The organism is Streptomyces sp. NPDC079020, assembly GCF_044542225.1.
GTDB lineage: Bacteria > Actinomycetota > Actinomycetes > Streptomycetales > Streptomycetaceae > Streptomyces.
In genome coordinates, this window is the sequence record NZ_JBITUB010000003.1 from 370,066 (window position 1) to 387,784 (window position 17,719).

Annotated in this window: 18 protein-coding genes; 2 read left to right on the forward strand and 16 right to left on the reverse strand. The window is 70.0% G+C overall.

The window, feature by feature from the left end; all coding sequences use genetic code 11:
- Window position 1: 1 nt before the first annotated feature.
- The 11 genes from ACIGJO_RS08840 to ACIGJO_RS08890 form a co-directional block, all read right to left on the reverse strand.
- A complete protein-coding gene (locus ACIGJO_RS08840) occupies window positions 2-418 on the reverse strand; it encodes an OB-fold nucleic acid binding domain-containing protein (RefSeq protein WP_399954141.1) in 417 nt (138 codons plus the stop codon).
- A 99-nt stretch (window positions 419-517) separates the two neighbouring features.
- Complete coding sequence (locus ACIGJO_RS08845) at window positions 518-1,210, reverse strand: response regulator (protein ID WP_399954144.1); 693 nt, start codon at window positions 1,208-1,210, stop codon at window positions 518-520.
- A gap of 77 nt (window positions 1,211-1,287) precedes the next feature.
- The gene (locus ACIGJO_RS08850; protein ID WP_399954147.1) at window positions 1,288-3,831 is read right to left on the reverse strand and encodes an ATP-binding protein; all 2,544 of its coding nucleotides are present in this window, start codon (window positions 3,829-3,831) and stop codon (window positions 1,288-1,290) included.
- Between the two features lie 247 nt (window positions 3,832-4,078).
- Window positions 4,079-4,816 carry an ABC transporter ATP-binding protein gene (locus ACIGJO_RS08855; protein ID WP_399954150.1) on the reverse strand — a complete coding sequence of 246 codons (738 nt, stop codon included), beginning with the start codon at window positions 4,814-4,816 and terminating at the stop codon, window positions 4,079-4,081.
- Between the two features lie 290 nt (window positions 4,817-5,106).
- Window positions 5,107-5,775, reverse strand: a complete 669-nt coding sequence (locus ACIGJO_RS08860; protein WP_399954154.1) for a potassium-transporting ATPase subunit C — start codon at window positions 5,773-5,775, stop codon at window positions 5,107-5,109.
- Window positions 5,776-5,781: 6 nt separating this feature from the next.
- Window positions 5,782-7,884: a potassium-transporting ATPase subunit KdpB gene (gene kdpB, locus ACIGJO_RS08865; protein WP_399954558.1), complete on the reverse strand. Its 2,103-nt coding sequence runs from the start codon at window positions 7,882-7,884 to the stop codon at window positions 5,782-5,784.
- A 35-nt stretch (window positions 7,885-7,919) separates the two neighbouring features.
- Window positions 7,920-9,584: a potassium-transporting ATPase subunit KdpA gene (gene kdpA, locus ACIGJO_RS08870; protein ID WP_399954157.1), complete on the reverse strand. Its 1,665-nt coding sequence runs from the start codon at window positions 9,582-9,584 to the stop codon at window positions 7,920-7,922.
- Window positions 9,585-9,591: 7 nt separating this feature from the next.
- Complete coding sequence (gene kdpF / locus ACIGJO_RS08875; RefSeq protein ID WP_037823947.1) at window positions 9,592-9,681, reverse strand: K(+)-transporting ATPase subunit F; 90 nt, start codon at window positions 9,679-9,681, stop codon at window positions 9,592-9,594.
- A gap of 506 nt (window positions 9,682-10,187) precedes the next feature.
- Complete coding sequence (locus tag ACIGJO_RS08880) at window positions 10,188-10,961, reverse strand: DUF3710 domain-containing protein (RefSeq protein WP_399954162.1); 774 nt, start codon at window positions 10,959-10,961, stop codon at window positions 10,188-10,190.
- A gap of 1 nt (window position 10,962) precedes the next feature.
- Complete coding sequence (gene dut, locus ACIGJO_RS08885; protein WP_266924702.1) at window positions 10,963-11,490, reverse strand: dUTP diphosphatase; 528 nt, start codon at window positions 11,488-11,490, stop codon at window positions 10,963-10,965.
- Window positions 11,490-12,074 carry a PaaI family thioesterase gene (locus ACIGJO_RS08890; protein ID WP_399954165.1) on the reverse strand — a complete coding sequence of 195 codons (585 nt, stop codon included), beginning with the start codon at window positions 12,072-12,074 and terminating at the stop codon, window positions 11,490-11,492. Before ACIGJO_RS08890 ends, dut begins: the two co-directional genes overlap by 1 nt.
- 58 nt (window positions 12,075-12,132) lie before the next feature.
- Here ACIGJO_RS08890 and ACIGJO_RS08895 point away from each other — a divergent pair, with 58 nt between their 5' ends.
- On the forward strand, window positions 12,133-12,591 hold the full coding sequence (locus tag ACIGJO_RS08895) for a DUF3093 domain-containing protein (RefSeq protein ID WP_399954168.1): 459 nt from the start codon (window positions 12,133-12,135) through the stop codon (window positions 12,589-12,591).
- A 48-nt stretch (window positions 12,592-12,639) separates the two neighbouring features.
- Here ACIGJO_RS08895 and ACIGJO_RS08900 read toward each other — a convergent pair whose 3' ends face one another.
- From ACIGJO_RS08900 to ACIGJO_RS08915, 4 genes are all read right to left on the reverse strand, one after another.
- The gene (locus ACIGJO_RS08900; protein ID WP_399954171.1) at window positions 12,640-13,584 is read right to left on the reverse strand and encodes a hypothetical protein; all 945 of its coding nucleotides are present in this window, start codon (window positions 13,582-13,584) and stop codon (window positions 12,640-12,642) included.
- 13 nt (window positions 13,585-13,597) lie between these two features.
- On the reverse strand, window positions 13,598-13,894 hold the full coding sequence (locus tag ACIGJO_RS08905; RefSeq protein ID WP_003965732.1) for a DUF4193 domain-containing protein: 297 nt from the start codon (window positions 13,892-13,894) through the stop codon (window positions 13,598-13,600).
- A gap of 405 nt (window positions 13,895-14,299) precedes the next feature.
- Window positions 14,300-15,544, reverse strand: coding sequence for a sensor histidine kinase (locus ACIGJO_RS08910; protein ID WP_399954173.1), 1,245 nt, complete (start codon window positions 15,542-15,544; stop codon window positions 14,300-14,302).
- Between the two features lie 5 nt (window positions 15,545-15,549).
- A complete protein-coding gene (locus tag ACIGJO_RS08915; RefSeq protein ID WP_014153613.1) occupies window positions 15,550-16,203 on the reverse strand; it encodes a response regulator transcription factor in 654 nt (217 codons plus the stop codon).
- A 373-nt stretch (window positions 16,204-16,576) separates the two neighbouring features.
- Here ACIGJO_RS08915 and ACIGJO_RS08920 point away from each other — a divergent pair, with 373 nt between their 5' ends.
- Window positions 16,577-16,750, forward strand: a complete 174-nt coding sequence (locus ACIGJO_RS08920; protein WP_176740391.1) for a hypothetical protein — start codon at window positions 16,577-16,579, stop codon at window positions 16,748-16,750.
- 101 nt (window positions 16,751-16,851) lie between these two features.
- On the opposite strand, the gene ACIGJO_RS08925 is transcribed toward ACIGJO_RS08920, so the two are convergent.
- On the reverse strand, window positions 16,852-17,670 hold the full coding sequence (locus ACIGJO_RS08925) for an inositol monophosphatase family protein (protein ID WP_399954178.1): 819 nt from the start codon (window positions 17,668-17,670) through the stop codon (window positions 16,852-16,854).
- Between the last annotated feature and the right edge of the window lie 49 nt (window positions 17,671-17,719).

Below are 17,719 nucleotides of genomic sequence, written 5' to 3' on the forward strand. Positions count from 1 at the left end.
GCTACTCCTTGCCGAGCGGTCGGAGTTCGTATTTGGGGTTGAACAGCACCCGGCGCCCGTGGCTCATGGCGACGCGGCCCGAGGCGATGAGTCTGCGGCCGGGCTCGATGCCGACGATGGAGCGCCGGCCCAGCCAGACCACGTCCAGCGGCGCGGTCCCGTCGAAGAGCTCCGCCTCCAGTGCGGGCACTCCGGCCCGCGGACGCAGGGTGACGGTCCGCAACGTACCAGCCACCTTCACGATCTGGCGGTCCGAGCATTCGGAGATGCGCGTGCACCCCGACGCCTGCGTGTCCTCCTGCAGCTCCTCGGACTCCAGGTCCTGCTGGGAGCTGGACAGCCGGTCGAGAATGCGGCGGAAGCGGCCGGAAGGCTTTTCCGCCTTCCCGCCCTTCTCGAATCGAGGAACAGCACTCATACCCGAAGGGTACCGGTCCCCTGTGGTACGGGCGGGGGCCAGGGAGGATCACTCGAAAGGGTTGCCCGGACGGGTGCCACAGGTTGCCCGGGCCGGCTGTCAGCCGCGTTCGAAGCGGTAGCCCATGCCCGGCTCGGTGACGAAGTGCCGGGGGTGCGAGGGGTCGGCCTCCAACTTCCGGCGCAGCTGGGCCATGTAGACCCGCAGGTAGTTGGTCTCGGTGCCGTACGAGGGGCCCCAGACCTCCTGGAGCAGCTGCTTCTGGCTGACCAGCCGGCCGCTGTTGCGCACGAGGACCTCCAGCAGGTGCCATTCGGTCGGCGTCAGCCGTACGTCTCGGCCCTCGCGGTGGACCTTCTTCGCCGCCAGGTCGACCGTGAATCCCTCGGTCTCGACCGTCACGACGTCGTCGGCTCCGCCCTGGCCGACCGGTTCGGCCCGGCGCACGGAGGCCCGCAGCCGGGCCAGCAGCTCGTCCATGCCGAACGGCTTGGTGACGTAGTCGTCGGCACCGGCGTCCAGCGCCTCGACCTTCTCGTCGGAGGTGTGACGGGCCGAGAGCACCAGGATCGGTACCCGGGTCCAGCCGCGCAGCCCCTTGATCACCTCCACGCCGTCCATGTCGGGCAGCCCGAGGTCCAGAACGACGACATCGGGGTGGCGGGCGGCGGCGAGCTGAAGGGCGGTCGCCCCGTCGGGCGCCGCGTCCACCTCGTACTTGCGCGCCTTCAGGTTGATCACGAGGGCGCGTACGATCTGCGGCTCGTCGTCGACCACAAGCACCCGGGTCATCGCGGACCTGCCTTTCTGCTGTACGGAGAGTGTGTGCTGTACGGAGGTGGGGCTGCCGTCACGCGAGGGGACCCGCGTCACGAGGTGACCCGGGCGGGCAGGTCGGGGTCGGCGGCAACGTATCCCGGTGCCGCCTTCAGGGTGAGCACCATGGTCAGTCCGCCGCCGGGGGTGTCCTCGGCGTCGAGCGTGCCGCCCATGGACTCGACGAAGCCGCGGGCGACGGCGAGGCCGAGGCCGACACCGGCACCGCGCGGGGCGTCACCGTACCGCTGGAAGGGCTCGAAGATACGCTCCTTGCCCTCGTCGGGGACACCGCGGCCGCGGTCGACGACCCGCAGTTCGACCCGTTCGCCGAGCGCGCTGGCGGCCACGGCGACGGGCTGCCCGTCGGGGCTGTACTTGACGGCGTTCTCGACGATGTTGGCGACGGCCCGCTCCAGCAGCCCCGGGTCGACGGCGACCATCGGCAGCGTCTCGGGGATGTCCAGGTCGACGCTGCCCTCGGGGACGCCGCCCAGGGCCATCGGCACGACCTCGTCGAGATCGATCTCGCGGATCAGCGGGGTGACGGTGCCGGTCTGGAGGCGGGACATGTCCAGCAGGTTGCCGACCAGGTGATCGAGACGGTCGGCACCGTCCTCGATGCCTTCGAGGAGCTCCGCCTCGTCCTCGTCGGACCAGGCCACGTCGTCGGAGCGCAGGGAGCTGACGGCGGCCTTGATGGCGGCCAGCGGGGTACGCAGGTCATGGCTGACGGCGGCGAGCAGGGCGGTCCTGATCCGGTTCCCCTCGGCGAGCCTGCGGGCCTGCTCGGCCTCCCAGACCAGACGCTGGCGGTCCAGGACGACGGCGGCCTGCGCGGCGAACGCGCCGAGCACCCGCCGGTCCTCGGCCGGCAGCACCCGTCCGGAGAGCGCCAGCGCCATATGGTCGCCGACGGGCATGTCCACATCGGCGTCGTCGGGGCGGACGGCCGGAGCCGGACCGACGGACCCGGCGCAGGTCCACGGGTCGACGTCGCTCTTGCGCTCCAGCAGGGCGACGGATTCCATGGCGAAGGTCTCGCGGACCCGGTCCAGGAGGGCGTCCAGGGTGGTCTCCCCGCGCAGGACGCTGCCCGCGAGGAAGGAGAGGATCTCCGATTCGGCGCGCAGCCGGGCCGCCTGGTGGGTGCGGCGGGCCGCCAGATCCACCACCGAGGCGACCGCCACCGCCACCGCGAAGAAGATCACGATGGCGACGAAGTTCTCCGGGTCCTGCACGGTCAGCGTGTGTGTGGGCGGGGTGAACCAGTAGTTCAGGAGCATCGAGCCGACGGCGGCCGAGGCGAGGGCCGGCCGCAGTCCGCCGAGCAGGGCCGCGGAGACCGTCAGGAAGAGGAAGAGCAGGACGTCGTTGGCGAGTCCCGGGCCGTTCTCCAGGCTGGTGAGGAGCAGGGAGAGAAGTGCGGGTCCCCCGACGCCGACGATCCATCCCCAGATGATGCGGGCGCGGCCGAGGCGGGCACCGCGGGCGATGGGCAGGCCGCGGCCCTTGGCGACCTCCTCGTGCGTGACGATGTGGACGTCGAGGTCGGGGCCGGACTCGCGCGCGACGGTGGCGCCGACGCCGGGGCCGTAGATGTACTGCCAGGTCTTGCGGCGGCTGGAGCCGAGCACGATCTGGGTGGCGTTGACCCCGCGGGCGAATTCGAGGAGGGCCGCGGGTATGTCGTCGCCGATGACGTGATGGAACGTTCCGCCGAGATCCTCGACCAGGGTGCGCTGGACGGCGAGTTCCTTGGGGGACGCCGCGGTCAGCCCGTCGCTGCGCGCGATGTACACCGCGAGGATCTCGCTGCCCGAGCCCTTCGCCGCCATCCGGGAGGCGCGCCGTATCAGCGTCCGGCCCTCGGGGCCGCCCGTCAGCCCGACGACGATGCGTTCGCGGGCCTGCCAGGTGGAGCGGATGTTGTGTTCGCCGCGGTACTGCTGGAGGTATTCGTCGACCCGGTCGGCGACCCAGAGCAGGGCCAGCTCCCGCAGAGCGGTGAGGTTGCCGGGGCGGAAGTAGTTGGACAGGGCCGCGTCGAGCTTGTCCGGCTTGTAGATGTTCCCGTGGGCCATCCGCCGCCGGAGCGCCTGCGGCGACATGTCGACAAGCTCGATCTGGTCGGCCCGGCGGACGACCTCGTCCGGCACGGTCTCCCGCTGCCGTACACCCGTGATCGACTCGACCACATCGCCCAGCGACTCCAGGTGTTGGATGTTCACCGTCGATATCACGTCGATCCCGGCCCGCAGCAGTTCCTCCACGTCCTGCCACCGCTTCGCGTTGCGCGAACCGGGAACGTTCGTGTGGGCCAGCTCGTCCACCAGGGCGACCGCCGGGGCCCGCCCCAGCACGGCGTCGACGTCCATCTCGGTGAAGACCGCCGAGCGGTACTCGATCTCGCTGCGCCGGACCTGCTCCAGACCGTGCAGCATCACCTCCGTGCGCGGCCGGTCGTGGTGCTCCACGAACGCCACCACGCAGTCGGTGCCCCGCTCGACCCGTCGATGTGCCTCGGACAGCATCGCGTAGGTCTTGCCCACACCGGGTGCCGCACCCAGATATATCCGAAGCTTGCCGCGCGCCATGGCCCCATTGTCTTCTCGAATCCGGCTTCGTCTCTCGTCAGCCGGTGGCGGCCTGTGCGGCAACCGCTGTCGACGCTACTCCGAGGATTTCGGACATGTGGGACCGAGCGTGGGGGCGAAGGACGTATTGACGGAATTCTGATGCCCGGCCGGTAGCCGGCCGGGCACGGAACGGAGCCCCCTGACCTGGAGCGGACCGCCGCACGTTGCCCTGCGCGTGCTCGGTCTCCTGCGCGTGCCCGGCCGCCTACGCGTGCTCGACGATGTGCCCGTCGCTCAGCTCCAGGACCCGGTCGGCGAAGCTGAGCAGCTGCGGGTCGTGGGTGGCCACCAGGGCGGTGACGTTCTCGCTGCGGACGACCGCGCGCAGCAGTTCCATGACCGCGAGCCCCGTCTCCGCGTCGAGCTGCCCGGTGGGTTCGTCGGCGATCAGGAGGGCGGGCCGGTTGGCCAGCGCCCTGGCGATGGCGACGCGCTGCTGCTGGCCGCCGGAGAGCTCGCCGGGGCGCTGCTGGGTGTGGTCGCCGAGGCCGACCAGGGAGAGCAGCAGCGCCACTCGCTCCTCGCGCTCGGCGGGGTCCGCCCTGCGCAGCCGCATCGGTACGCCGACGTTCTCGGCGGCGGTCAGGATGGGGATCAGGCCGAACGACTGGAAGATGAAGCCGATCCGGTCGCGCCGCAGTTCGAGCAGCCCGTCCTCCCCCAGATCGGAGAGGTCGGTGCCGTCGACGGTGATCCGGCCGCTGTCCGCCGAGTCCAGGCCGCCGACCAGGTTGAGCAGCGTCGTCTTGCCGGAGCCGGAGCGGCCCTTGAGCGCGACCAGTTCACCGCGCGGGATCTCGAACGAGACGCCCCGCAGCGCGTGTACGGCGGCGGAGCCGGTCCCGTACGAGCGGTGCAGGTCCTCGACGCGCACCATGGGCCCGCGGGCCGGGTCCTCGACGACGGCCGTGCTGCTGTGTCCGCCGGTGCTGCTTTCGGTCATGTCTCTCCCCGTACGTACGCGTGTTCACCGCCGTCAGTATGTGCATGCGGCACACGCCCGGGCAATGGTCAGTTCCCGCGAGGCCCGGACGGACGGCCCCGGGGCGCACCCGGCACCAGCGTTCGCCGCGGCGCCGCAGCGCCGCTGGTCCGGCCCCGGGGCGGGACCTGACCGGGGCCGCCCGCAGCCGCCGTGCCCGCCCCGCCGTGTGGACCGCCCCGTGGTCCACGGGGAGTCCTTGCGGCGGGCGGGCACGGCGGCTCGCGGCAGGCGTCGGGCATTCGGCCTGTTCAGGCGCCCTTCACCAGGTCGCGGAGCGCGATGTTGAGTTGGAGGACGTTGACGCGGGGTTCGCCCATGAATCCGAGGACGCGGCCGTCGGTGTGTTCCTTCACCAGTTTCTGGACCTGGCTGACGTCGAGGTGGTTCTTCTCGGCGACGCGGCGGGTCTGGAGTTCGGCGTAGGCGGGCGAGATGTCGGGGTCGAGGCCGGAGCCGGAGGAGGTGACGGCGTCGGCCGGCACGTCGTCGGGGTTGATCCGGTGGCCGGGGACGGAGTTGTCCTTGATGACGGCGGCCTTGGCGGCGGTGACCCAGTCGATGAGTTCCTTGTTGTCGCCGGAGCGGTTGGTGGCGCCGGAGAGGATCAGTTCGTACTGGGTGTTGACGCTGTTGGTGCCCAGGCCGTTGGAGGGGCGGGGCTGGAACCAGTCGAGGTCGGGTGCGGGGGTCTCCTGTCCGTCCTTGAGGGGGAGGTCGTAGCGCTGGCCGATGAGGGAGGAGCCGACGACCTTGCCGTCCGCGGTGATCTCGGAGCCGTTGGCCTTGCCGGGGAGGAGGGCCTGGGCGGCGCCGGTGACGGCGAGGGGGTAGAGGACGCCGCAGACCAGGGTGAGGACGAGGAGGGCGCGCAGTGCGGCCCCGAGGAGCCGGGCGGTGTTTCCTGCGGAGTTGTTCATGGCGGTTCAGCCGATTCCGGGGATGAGGGAGAGGAGCAGGTCGATGATCTTGATGCCGATGAACGGGGCGATCAGTCCGCCGAGTCCGTAGATCCCGAGGTTGCGGCGGAGCATGCTGTCGGCGCTGCTGGGCCGGTAGCTGACGCCCTTCAGGGCGAGCGGGACCAGCGCGATGATGATCAGCGCGTTGAAGATCACGGCGGACAGGATCGCGGACCTCGGGGAGGAGAGGTCCATGATGTTGAGCTTGTCCAGGCCCGGGTATACGACGGCGAACATGGCCGGGATGATCGCGAAGTACTTCGCGACGTCGTTGGCGATGGAGAACGTGGTGAGCGCGCCGCGGGTGATCAGGAGCTGTTTCCCGATCTCGACGATCTCGATCAGTTTGGTGGGGTTGGAGTCCAGGTCCACCATGTTCCCGGCCTCCTTCGCGGCCGAGGTCCCGGTGTTCATCGCGACGCCGACGTCGGCCTGGGCGAGGGCGGGGGCGTCGTTCGTCCCGTCACCGGTCATCGCGACGAGCTTGCCGCCGGCCTGTTCCCGCTTGATGAGGGCCATCTTGTCCTCGGGCGTCGCCTCGGCGAGGAAGTCGTCGACCCCCGCCTCCTGGGCGATCGCCTTCGCGGTCAGCGGGTTGTCACCCGTGATCATGACGGTCCTGATGCCCATCCGGCGCAGCTCGTCGAACCGCTCCCGCATGCCCTCCTTGACGACGTCCTTGAGGTGGATGACACCCAGGACCCGGGCACCGTCCGTGTCCTCCCGAGCCACCAGCAGCGGCGTGCCACCGGCCTGGGAGATCCGGTCGGTGAGCGCCTGCGCGTCCTGCGGGACACTGCCGCCGCGCTCCTTCACCCAGGCGACGACCGAACCGGTCGCGCCCTTGCGTACCTTGCGCCCGTCGACATCCACCCCGGACATACGGGTCTGGGCGGTGAAGGCGACCCATTCGGCGTGGGTCAGTTCGCCCTGGTGGCGTTCGCGGAGCCCGTACTTCTCCTTGGCGAGGACGACGATCGAGCGGCCTTCGGGGGTTTCGTCGGCCAGGGAGGAGAGCTGGGCGGCGTCGGCGAGTTCGGCCTCCGTGACGCCCTTGACGGGAACGAACTCGGCGGCCTGCCGGTTGCCCAGGGTGATCGTGCCGGTCTTGTCGAGGAGGAGGGTCGACACATCGCCGGCCGCCTCGACCGCCCGCCCGGACATCGCGAGGACATTGCGCTGCACCAGGCGGTCCATGCCCGCGATCCCGATCGCGGAGAGCAGCGCACCGATCGTGGTCGGGATGAGGCAGACCAGCAGCGCGGCCAGCACGATCATCGACTGCTCGCTGCCCGCGTAGATCGCGAACGGCTGCAGGGTCACCACGGCCAGCAGGAAGACGATGGTCAGGGAGGCGAGCAGGATGTTGAGGGCGATCTCGTTGGGCGTCTTCTGCCGGGCCGCCCCCTCGACCAGGGCGATCATCCGGTCGATGAACGTCTCACCGGGTTTGGTGGTGACCTTCACGACGATCCGGTCGGAAAGCACCTTCGTACCACCGGTCACCGCACTGCGGTCGCCGCCGGACTCGCGGATGACCGGGGCGGACTCGCCCGTGATCGCGGACTCGTCGACGGAGGCGACACCTTCGACGACATCGCCGTCGCCGGGGATGATGTCTCCGGCCTCGCAGACCACCAGGTCACCAATACGCAGGTCGGTCCCGGGGACCCGCTCCTCGTTCGTCCCGATGACCCTCCGGGCGACCGTGTCGGTCTTCGCCCTGCGCAGCGTGTCGGCCTGCGCCTTCCCCCGCCCCTCCGCGACCGCTTCGGCCAGGTTGGCGAAGATGGTGGTGAGCCACAGCCACACGGTGATGGCCCAGCCGAACCAGTCCGTCGGGTCCAGCACCGCGAGCACGGTGGTCAGCACCGAGCCGATCAGCACCACGAACATCACCGGGGATTTCACCATCACCCGGGGATCCAGTTTGCGCACCGCGTCGGGGAAGGACCTGAGCAGCTGCTTGGGGTCGAACAGGCCCCCGCCGACACGCCCTTCGGGCCGGTGCCCGGTGGGCACGTCGCTGTGGGGCGCACGGTCGGGACCGGCGTTGACGGTGGACATGGAGCGGTGCTCCTCGGGCTTCTTCACATTGATGTTCATGACGCCAGCCCCTCGGCGAGCGGACCCAGCGCCAGGGCCGGGAAGTAGGTCAGTCCGGTGATGATCAGGATCGTGCCGACCAGCAGACCGCTGAACATCGGCTTCTGCGTGCCGAGCGTCCCCACGGTCGCCGGGACGGGCTTCTGTTCGGCCAGCGACCCGGCCAGCGCCAGGACGAACACCATCGGCAGGAACCGGCCCAGCAGCATCGCGATCCCGATCGTGCTGTTGAACCACTGCGTGTCCGCGTTCAGCCCCGCGAACGCCGAACCGTTGTTGTTCGCACCCGACGTATAGGCGTACAGAATCTCCGAGAAACCGTGCGCACCCGAGTTCGTCATCGAATTCCCCGGCGTCGGCAGAGCCATCGCCACGGCGGTGAAACCCAGCACCAGTGTCGGAGTGATCAGGATGTAGCAGGCCGCGAGCTTGATCTGACGCGTGCCGATCTTCTTGCCCAGGTACTCCGGCGTACGGCCGACCATCAGACCCGCGATGAACACCGCGATGATCGCCATGATCAGCATGCCGTAGAGCCCCGAACCGACACCGCCGGGCGCGATCTCACCCAGTTGCATGCCCAGCATCGTGATCCCGCCGCCGAACCCCGTGTACGAGGAATGGAACGAGTTCACCGCACCCGTCGAGGTCAGCGTGGTGGCGACCGCGAAGATCGACGAACCGCCGATCCCGAAACGGTTCTCCTTGCCCTCCATCGCCCCGCCGGCGATATCGAACGCCGGCCCGTTGTGGGCGAATTCGGTCCACATCATCAGGCCGCTGAACCCGAGCCAGATGACACCCATCGCGGCAAGGATCGCGTATCCCTGCTTCACGCTCCCGACCATCCTGCCGAACGTCCGCGTCAAGGCGAACGGGATCACCAGGATCAGGAAGATCTCGAAGAGGTTGGACACCGGGCTGGGGTTCTCGAAGGGATGGGACGAGTTGGCGTTGAAGTAGCCACCACCGTTCGTGCCCAGCTCCTTGATGACCTCCTGCGAGGCCACCGCCCCGCCGTTCCACTCCTGCGACCCGCCCATGAACTGGCCGACCTGATGAATACCGGAGAAGTTCTGGATCGCACCACAGGCGACCAGCACCAGAGCACCGACCACCGCGATCGGGACCAGAATCCGCACCGTGCCACGCACCAGGTCGGACCAGAAATTGCCCAGCTCCCCCGTGCGCGACCGGGCGAAGCCCCGCACGAGCGCCACCGCGACAGCCATACCGACCGCCGCCGAGACGAAGTTCTGCACCGCCAGGCCGCCGGTCTGCACGACGTGGCCCATGGCCTGCTCGCCGTAGTACGACTGCCAGTTGGTGTTCGCGACGAACGACGCCGCCGTGTTGAACGCCTGGTCCGGATCGATCGATGAGAAACCGAGCGAACCGGGCAACACCCCCTGCACCCGCTGGATCAGGTACAGGAAAAGAACACTCACCGCCGAGAACGCCAGAACTCCGCGCAGATACGCGGGCCAGCGCATTTCGGTGGTGGGATCGGCGCCGATGACCTTGTATATCCACTTCTCCACCCGCAGATGCTTCGGGGAGGAATAGACACGGGCCATGTGGTCACCGAGCGGACGGTATGCCAGGCCCAGCGCCACAACGAGCGCGAGCAACTGGAGCACACCAGCAAGGACGGGGCTCATACCGGGCTCAGAACCTCTCCGGATACAGAAGGGCGAGGACGAGATAGCCCAGCAGGGCGACGGCCACGATCAGACCGACGACGTTCTCGGCAGTCACAGCTTCGTCACCCCCCGCGCGACCAGAGCCACCAACGCGAACACCGCGATCGTGGTGACGACGAAGGCCACATCGGCCATCGTGTGCTCCTAGATGAGGTACGGATTTTCGGACCTCTTGAGCAAACATCCGCCAGGAGCCCCCGCCGCCTGCGTTGATGCCTTCCTTACGGGAAGGCGCACGCCCTTGATGCCGCTCATACGTGCCCGATACGCGCCCCATACGCGCGCCCCTCATGCACGGGCCGACCGCATGGATCCGGCACGGCCGAAGCCCGGCCGAAACCCGCCCCAGGCCCGGCGGGAGCGCGGCGGAAGCGATACAGGAGCGCGCCGGGAAGCGGGCACCGGCGCGCTCGCAGAACCGCAGGACCGCAGGACCGCAGGACCGCGCCGGGACAAGCCAGGGCGCGGAAGAAGCGGAGGCAGCGGCAGCGAAAAGGCCGGTGGGCCGCACCCCGGAAAAGGGGTGCGGCCCACCGGCCGGTGTCCGGCGCGAGCGCTTCTCTAGCGGATCTCGGTGATCTCGGGTCCGCGCTGGAGCTGGCCCATACCGCCGGAGAACTTCGAGTTCTCCTGCTCCTCCTGCTGGACGCCCTCGGGCACCATCTGGGCGTCGTTGGGGAGCTTGAGGACGATGGGGTCGCGCGGGGCCATCGGGCCCTCCCCGCGGACGACCACGGTGTCCCGGAAGATCGTCTCCAGCAGCCCGGCGGCCTCCGGCTGCACGGCACCCTGGCCGGAGATCACACCGCGCAGGAACCAGCGGGGTCCGTCGACGCCGACGAAGCGCACCAGCTGCACGCCGTTCGTCCCGTCCGGGAGCTGTACGGGGACCTGCGCACGCAGCTCCCAGCCCAGCGGGCCCTCGACCTCGTCGATGACCCCGCCCTGCTGGGTGATGCCCGAGGCGATCTCCTCGCGGACCTCGCCCCAGATGCCCTCCTTCTTGGGGGCGGCGAAGGCCTGCAGCTGGACCGCGCTGTCGCGCAGGACGACGGTGGCGGCGACGATCGCGTCCCCGGCCACCTCGACCCGCAGCTCCATGCCCTCGACACCGGGGACGAAGATGCCGCCCAGGTCGACCCGGCCCTCGCCGGGCTGGGAGACCTCCTCGATGTCCCACGGCCCGTCCGGCCTGGGGGCCGGCGGAAGGTTCGTCCGGCGCGCACCGGTCGTGGCCTCATCGGCACCGTCGAGCTCGTCGGCGACCTGTCCGGCCTCGCGCGCTTCGTCCGCCGTGTCGTCGGCGGAACCACTCTTCTTGCGACGTCCGAACACGTCAATGTCCTTCCCGGTCGGATACGACCGATGCGTAGCTGTTCCCACCGTGGGTGATGTCGCCCCTGACGCCGTCCACAGCGGCGTGACCGCCGGTGGACCCGAAGCCCCCTTCGGCCCGCGCCGATCCTGGAAGCTCCGCCACCTCGTGGAAGCGCACCTTCTCGACCTGCTGGACGACCAGTTGGGCAATCCGGTCGAAGCGCTCGAACCGCACCGTCTCGCGCGGGTCGAGATTGACCACGATCACCTTGATCTCCCCACGGTACCCGGCATCAACCGTCCCTGGGGCATTCACCAGAGCTACTCCGCAGCGGGCCGCGAGGCCCGAGCGGGGGTGGACGAACGCGGCGTACCCGTCGGGCAGGGCGATCGATACCCCGGTGGGCAGGACGGTGCGCTCGCCGGGGGCGAGTTCCGCGGCCTCGGTGGTGACCAGATCGGCCCCCGCGTCGCCCGGATGCCCGTACGACGGAAGGGGCACGTCCGGGTCGACCCGGCGGATGAGTACGTCGACGGGGTGCCGCATCAGGGGTTCACCTCGAAGGCCCGCGCGCGCTTGACCTGGTCGGGATCGGCCATCGCGGCCCGGATCTCGGCCGGGCGGCCGTTCTCGATGAAGTGGTCGACCTTGACCTCGATGAACAGGGCGTCGGCACGGACCGCCACGGGCCCGTCCGGGCCGCCGATCCGGCCGATGGCGCTGGAGTAGATCTTCCGGCCGTGCACGGCCGTGATCCGGGCGTCGAGGTGCAGCACGGTGTCCACCGGGACCGGCCGCACGAAGTCGGTCTCCAGCCGCCCGGTCACCGCGATCACCCGCAGGAGCCAGTTCAGCGAGCCGAGGGTCTCGTCCAGCGCCGTGGCCAGGACGCCGCCGTGCGCGAGGCCCGGAGCTCCCTGGTGGGCGGCCTTCACCGTGAACTCGGCGGTCACGCTCACACCGTCGCCGGCCCGCGCCTGGAGGTGCAGGCCGTGCGGCTGTCCCCCGCCGCAGCCGAAACAGTGTTCGTAGTGCGCGCCGAGGAGCTCGCCGGGGGCGGGCGCGTCGGGGTGCCGGACCGGCGCCACCGCGTCGGCCGGGGGTGTCAGAGCTGCAGATGTTCCACTCACAGGCGCAGACCTTACCCGCGCGGACTGTCCCGGGTCGCGCCGTGCCAAGCTTGGTTTCATGCAGCCTTCCGCACCGCCCTTCGACGAACGTCTCACCGCTCCCCGTTCCTGGTGGTTCATCGCCTTCGGCGTCGGCATCGCCTGCGCGCTGATGCTTCTGCCGCTCGGCACCCTGCCCCTGCTCGGCGGTCTGGTCGGCGGCACCGCCGCCACGGCGGTCGTGGTGAGTTCGTACGGATCCGTACGGATCCGCGTGGTGGCGGGCGCCCTGGTCGCGGGCGACGCCCGGATCCCGCTGTCGGCGCTCGGCGAGCCCGAGGTGCTGGACGCGGAGGAGGCGCGCGCCTGGCGCACGCACAAGGCGGACGCGCGGGCGTTCATGCTGCTGCGCAGCTATGTGCCGACGGCTGTACGGGTGGAGATCACGGACCCGGCCGACCCGACTCCGTACGTGTACGTCTCCACCCGGGACCCGCGCGGCCTGGCGGCGGCGCTCACGGCGGTACGGACGGCCTGAGAACCCTTCCCCGGGGGCCGGTCCTCGGTCTCCTCGGGGCTTGGGGGGCTAGCCCTCCATCTCCTTCGGCAGCACGGCCGGGATCGCGGGCTGTTCCAGAGGGGGCAGCTCGGTGAGCCGGTCCCAGGCGACCTGCTCCTTGCGCAGGTCGTTCCTGACCCGCTCGGCGAGCTTCCTGGTGTCGCGGCGGTTCATCACGGCACCGACCGCGGCGCCGATCATGAACGGAATCAGGTTCGGCAGATCGCGCGCCATGCGCTTCATGATCTGCTGGCGCAGCTCGCGCTTCATCTGGCCGCCCAGCGCCGCGTTGAGCGTGGTGGGCCGGGTGACGTCGATGCCACGCTCCTCCGTCCAGGACGTGAGGTAGGCGGTGGAGCGCTGGGCGAGATTGCCCTGTGGGCGCCGGCCGTAGACCTCGTGGAGCTCGGCGACGAGCTTCATCTCGATCGCGGCGACGCCGGTGATCTCCGCGGCCAGCTCGGCCAGCATGGCGGGCGGTACAGGCAGCATGGCCGCCGCCCCGATGCCCGCGCCGACGGTCGCGGTGGCCCTGCTGGCCCCCGCGATGAGCTTGTCCGCGAGCTCCTCGGGGTCCAGGCCCGGGAATTGCCGGCGCAAGGTGGCGAGATCGCGCACCGGAACGCGGGGAGCCGTGTCGATGATCCGGTCGGCCAGCATGCCGGCCGCGGCCCTGGCGCTCTCCCCGCCCTTTCGTACGCCCCGTTTCAGTGTGTTCAGACGGCCTGCCCCGGTCTTGGGCTCCGTCGCTCCGGCCCGCTCGCCGCTGTCCGGCAGATCTGCCGCTCCTGCCGCTTCGAGCGAGGCCGAACGGCCCCGCTCGTCGTCGGAGGCGCCGGAAGGGTCCGGCAGGGCGGCGGAACGCTCGGCAGACGCGTGAACGCCTTCTGCCGGGCCTGTGCCGCCCTGTTCCGTCTCCGGACCGTGCCCGCGCCTCAAGCGCCGCTTCCGGAACGGTGTGTCGCCTGCCACGGCCGACGCGACCTCAGTCGCAGTCGCGGCAGATCGGCTGGCCGTTCTTCTCGCGGGCCAGCTGACTCCGGTGGTGCACGAGGAAGCAGCTCATGCAGGTGAACTCGTCGGCCTGCTTGGGCAGGACCCGCACGGCCAGTTCCTCGTTGGAGAGGTCCGCGCCGGGCAGCTCCAGTCCCTCCGCGGCGTCGAACTCGTCGACGTCGACGGCGGATGCCGTCTTGTCGCTCCGACGAGCCTTGAGCTCTTCGAGGCTGTCCTGGTCCACGTCGTCGTCGGTCTTGCGTGGGGTGTCGTAATCCGTTGCCATGTCGCTCTCCCCCTCATGGGTGTCTGCGGTGTCTCAGCGCACGTAACGCGTGAGAGGCCGGACTTGTGCCCGACCTGAGGCGGAGATTTTGCCTCACATCAAGGTCTGTTACTCAATCGACACCCAACCGGACGCCTCGGCGGCGGTCGGCTTGGGTGGCGATGGGGACCGTACACGGTCCACATGGTGCAGTTCACGGGCGCCACCCCGTGTACTTCCCGTGATATCGACCCCCGAAAACCCGGACGATTACCGGCTTTCCGGAGGAGGCCTGATCACGGAGAGTTGATGGCTTGAAATTCGCTCCTGTGATCGATCACACATGGATCGACCAGGAACGGGTCCTGAAAATTCCGCCCAAAGCGAACATGGAGATTCGGTGCGGACGTCACACCGTGCAGCCTTTCAGACCGGCAGGGTGACACGCATCACGAGACCACCGCCCTCGCGGGGCTCCGCGATGATACGGCCTCCGTGGGCTCGGGCGACGCTTCTGGCGATCGACAGGCCGAGACCGACACCCTTGTCGCTGCCCGTACGCTCCGTACGCAGCCGCCTGAAGGGCTCGAAGAGGTTGTCGATCTCGTAGGCCGGCACCACAGGACCTGTGTTCGAGACGACCAGGAGAGCCTGTCCGGGCTGGAGCTCGGTGGTGACCTCCACCCAGCCCTCCTCGGCCACGTTGTAGCGCACGGCGTTCTGGACGAGGTTCAGCGCGATCCGCTCCAGCAGGACGCCGTTGCCCTGGACGACGGCTTCGGCCCGCTCCCCCCGGATCGTCACGCCCTTCGCGGCGGCCTCCGCACGTGCCTGGTCGATGGCCCGCTCGGCGACCTCCGCGAGGTCGACCGGTTTGCGCTCGACGATCTGGTTGTCGCTGCGGGCAAGCAGCAGCAGGCCCTCGACCAGCTGCTCACTGCGTTCGTTGGTGGCCAGGAGCGTCTTGCCCAGCTGCTGGAGCTCCGGCGGGGCCTCCGGGTCGGAGAGATGGACCTCCAGCAGCGTGCGGTTGATCGCCAGCGGCGTGCGCAGCTCGTGCGAGGCATTGCCGACGAACCGCTGCTGGGCGGTGAAAGCCCGCTCCAGGCGGTCCAGCATGTCGTCGAAGGTGTCGGCGAGCTCCTTGAGCTCGTCGTCCGGGCCGTCGAGCTCGATCCGGCGGGACAGGTCCGTGCCCGCCACCCTGCGGGCGGTACGGGTGATCCGGCCCAGCGGGGACAGGACGCGGCCGGCCATGGCGTAACCGAAGGCGAAGGCGATGACGCTCAGGCCGACCAGCGTCAGCAGCGAGCGGTTGAGCAGGGTGTCCAGCGCTTGCTGGCGCTGCTCCACGTTGCACGCCTTGAGCGCGGCGTTGGCCTGGTCCGCGGAGAGCCCGGGGGTGAGCGCCGGGCAGGCGTTGTTGGTCAGCTGGATCTTGCTGTCGGGCAGCAGCTTGAAGGGCAGCTCGGTGCCCACGTGCAGGGCCTGCGCGGCCAGCATGTAGATGATCGACAGCAGCAGGATGCCCGCGATCAGGAACATTCCGCCGTACAGCAGGGTGAGCCGTATCCGGATGGTCGGGCGCAGCCAGGGGTACGGGGGCTCCTGCTGCTTGGGCTCCCAGGTGGGCTTCGGAGGCGCTGCGAGCGGCGCCGGGGAGGCGGCCACGGCCCTCAGATCCGGTATCCGGAGCCGGGCACCGTGACGATGACGGGCGGCTCGCCGAGCTTGCGCCGCAGGGTCATGACGGTCACCCGCACCACGTTGGTGAACGGATCGGTGTTCTCGTCCCAGGCCTTCTCCAGCAGCTGCTCGGCCGAGACGACGGCGCCCTCGCTGCGCATCAGGACCTCCAGCACCGCGAATTCCTTCGGGGCCAGCTGGATCTCCTGCTCGTCCCGGAAGACCTCACGGCGGTTCGGGTCGAGCTTGATGCCCGCCCGCTCCAGGACCGGCGGCAGTGCCACCGTCGTACGCCGTCCCAGGGCCCGCACCCGGGCGGTGAGCTCACTGAAGGCGAAGGGCTTGGGCAGATAGTCGTCCGCGCCCAGCTCCAGGCCTTCGACGCGGTCGCTGACATCCCCGGAGGCGGTGAGCATGAGCACCCGGGTGGGCATGCCGAGCTCGACGATCTTGCGGCAGACGTCGTCGCCGTGGACCAGCGGGAGGTCCCGGTCCAGCACCACGACGTCGTAGTCATTGACCCCGACGCGCTCCAGGGCCGCGGCGCCGTCGTAGACGACGTCGACGGCCATGGCCTCCCGGCGGAGTCCGGTGGCCACCGCATCGGCGAGCAGCTGCTCGTCCTCGACGACGAGTACGCGCACGGCGCATTCCTTCCTTAGGTCCTTCGACAGGTCGACACAGCGAGCGGCCCGGGTCGGGGCCGCTCGGGTCCACGGTCAGCCGCGCTGACTGTGCGCATCCATCCTGCCCGCAACGCGCATAAACCGGCGGTAAGACGACGCCCCCCCGGCCCGCCGCTCCAGGGAATGGGCCGGATTCCCGGCCCAGTTGAGGTTTCTCTGAGACTTCGCGTGGGGAGGAGGGGTTCACACCCGCGATCACGCCATGCACGTGGCATGCCACAGCCCGCTCCTTTTCACCGGCGAAATGGCGTGATCACCCGCTCCTTCGGCCCCGGCCGGAGGATTCCCGGGCACACCCCCGTGCCACCGACCCACGATGAGGGGGCGCTTTATGGACGCTTTCACCGCAGGTCTGCTGCAACGCATCAAGACGACCGAGTCCGACCTCACGAAGGCTCGCGAGACGGGCGACGACTTCCTCGCGGATGTCGAGCAGGGCGAGCTGGACGACCTGCACCGCCTGGCCGCCGAGCACGGCGTCGAAATCGGCGCCACAAGCGTCTGAGTCGCTGCGAGAGGGCCCCGGTGCCGTGATCGGCGCCGGGGCCCTCTGCTGCGTCCGAACGCCCGCTGACGCCCCCACCAGGGGCTTCGGCGGGCTTTCCGTCAGTCGTGCCAGGCACCCAGCTCTTCGAGGAGCGTCTGGAGCGGCTCGAAGACGCCGGGGCCGGCGGCCACGGTCAGGTCCCCGTCCGCGGGCAGTCCGGGGCGTCCGCCGGTGAGCGCGCCCGCCTCCCGGGCGATGAGGTCGCCCGCCGCCAGGTCCCACGGGTGCAGCCCGCGCTCGTAGTAGCCGTCGAGCCGCCCGGCGGCGACATCGCAGAGGTCGACGGCGGCCGAACCGCTGCGCCGGATGTCGCGCAGCCGGGGGATGAGGCGCTGGGCGATGTCCGCCTGGTGCGTACGGACTGCCGTGACGTAGTTGAAGCCGGTCGACACGAGGGCCTGGTCCAGCGGCGGCGCGGGCCGGCAGCGCAGCGCGACGGCGTTCGCGGACGCGTCGCCGGTCACCGACGCGCCGCCGCCCAGCACCGCCCGGTAGGTCTCCCGGCGCATCGGTGCCTCGACGACGCCCACGACCCGCTCGCCGTCGCGTTCGGCGGCGATGGACACGGCCCAGGTGGGCAGGCCGTAGAGATAGTTCACCGTGCCGTCGAGCGGGTCGATGACCCAGCGGATACCACTGCTGCCGGCGGAGACTGCGCCCTCCTCACCGAGGAAGCCGTCCTCGGGGCGGCGGTCGGACAGGAAGCCGGTGATCAGCTTCTCGGCGGCGATGTCCATCTCGGTGACGACGTCGATGGGGCTGGACTTCGTCGCGGCCACGCCCAGATCGGCCGGGCGGCCGTCGCGCAGCAGGGCTCCGGCGCGGCGGGCGGCCTCCAGGGCGAGGTCGAGCAGTTCGGACAGGGTGGGGTCGGTCACGGCGCTCCCGGGGACTCGGTTCGGACGGGCGGCTCGGTACGGATGCGAG

Excerpts from the sequence above, each read along its gene's own strand:
- ACIGJO_RS08840 (WP_399954141.1), bottom strand. The coding sequence starts at position 418 with ATGAGTGCTGTTCCTCGATTCGAGAAGGGCGGGAAGGCGGAAAAGCCT.
- ACIGJO_RS08845 (WP_399954144.1), bottom strand. The coding sequence starts at position 1,210 with ATGACCCGGGTGCTTGTGGTCGACGACGAGCCGCAGATCGTACGCGCC.
- ACIGJO_RS08850 (WP_399954147.1), bottom strand. The coding sequence starts at position 3,831 with ATGGCGCGCGGCAAGCTTCGGATATATCTGGGTGCGGCACCCGGTGTG.
- ACIGJO_RS08855 (WP_399954150.1), bottom strand. The coding sequence starts at position 4,816 with ATGACCGAAAGCAGCACCGGCGGACACAGCAGCACGGCCGTCGTCGAG.
- ACIGJO_RS08860 (WP_399954154.1), bottom strand. The coding sequence starts at position 5,775 with ATGAACAACTCCGCAGGAAACACCGCCCGGCTCCTCGGGGCCGCACTG.
- kdpB (WP_399954558.1), bottom strand. The coding sequence starts at position 7,884 with ATGTCCACCGTCAACGCCGGTCCCGACCGTGCGCCCCACAGCGACGTG.
- kdpA (WP_399954157.1), bottom strand. The coding sequence starts at position 9,584 with ATGAGCCCCGTCCTTGCTGGTGTGCTCCAGTTGCTCGCGCTCGTTGTG.
- dut (WP_266924702.1), bottom strand. The coding sequence starts at position 11,490 with ATGCGGCACCCCGTCGACGTACTCATCCGCCGGGTCGACCCGGACGTG.
- ACIGJO_RS08895 (WP_399954168.1), top strand. The coding sequence starts at position 12,133 with ATGCAGCCTTCCGCACCGCCCTTCGACGAACGTCTCACCGCTCCCCGT.
- ACIGJO_RS08905 (WP_003965732.1), bottom strand. The coding sequence starts at position 13,894 with ATGGCAACGGATTACGACACCCCACGCAAGACCGACGACGACGTGGAC.
- ACIGJO_RS08920 (WP_176740391.1), top strand. The coding sequence starts at position 16,577 with ATGGACGCTTTCACCGCAGGTCTGCTGCAACGCATCAAGACGACCGAG.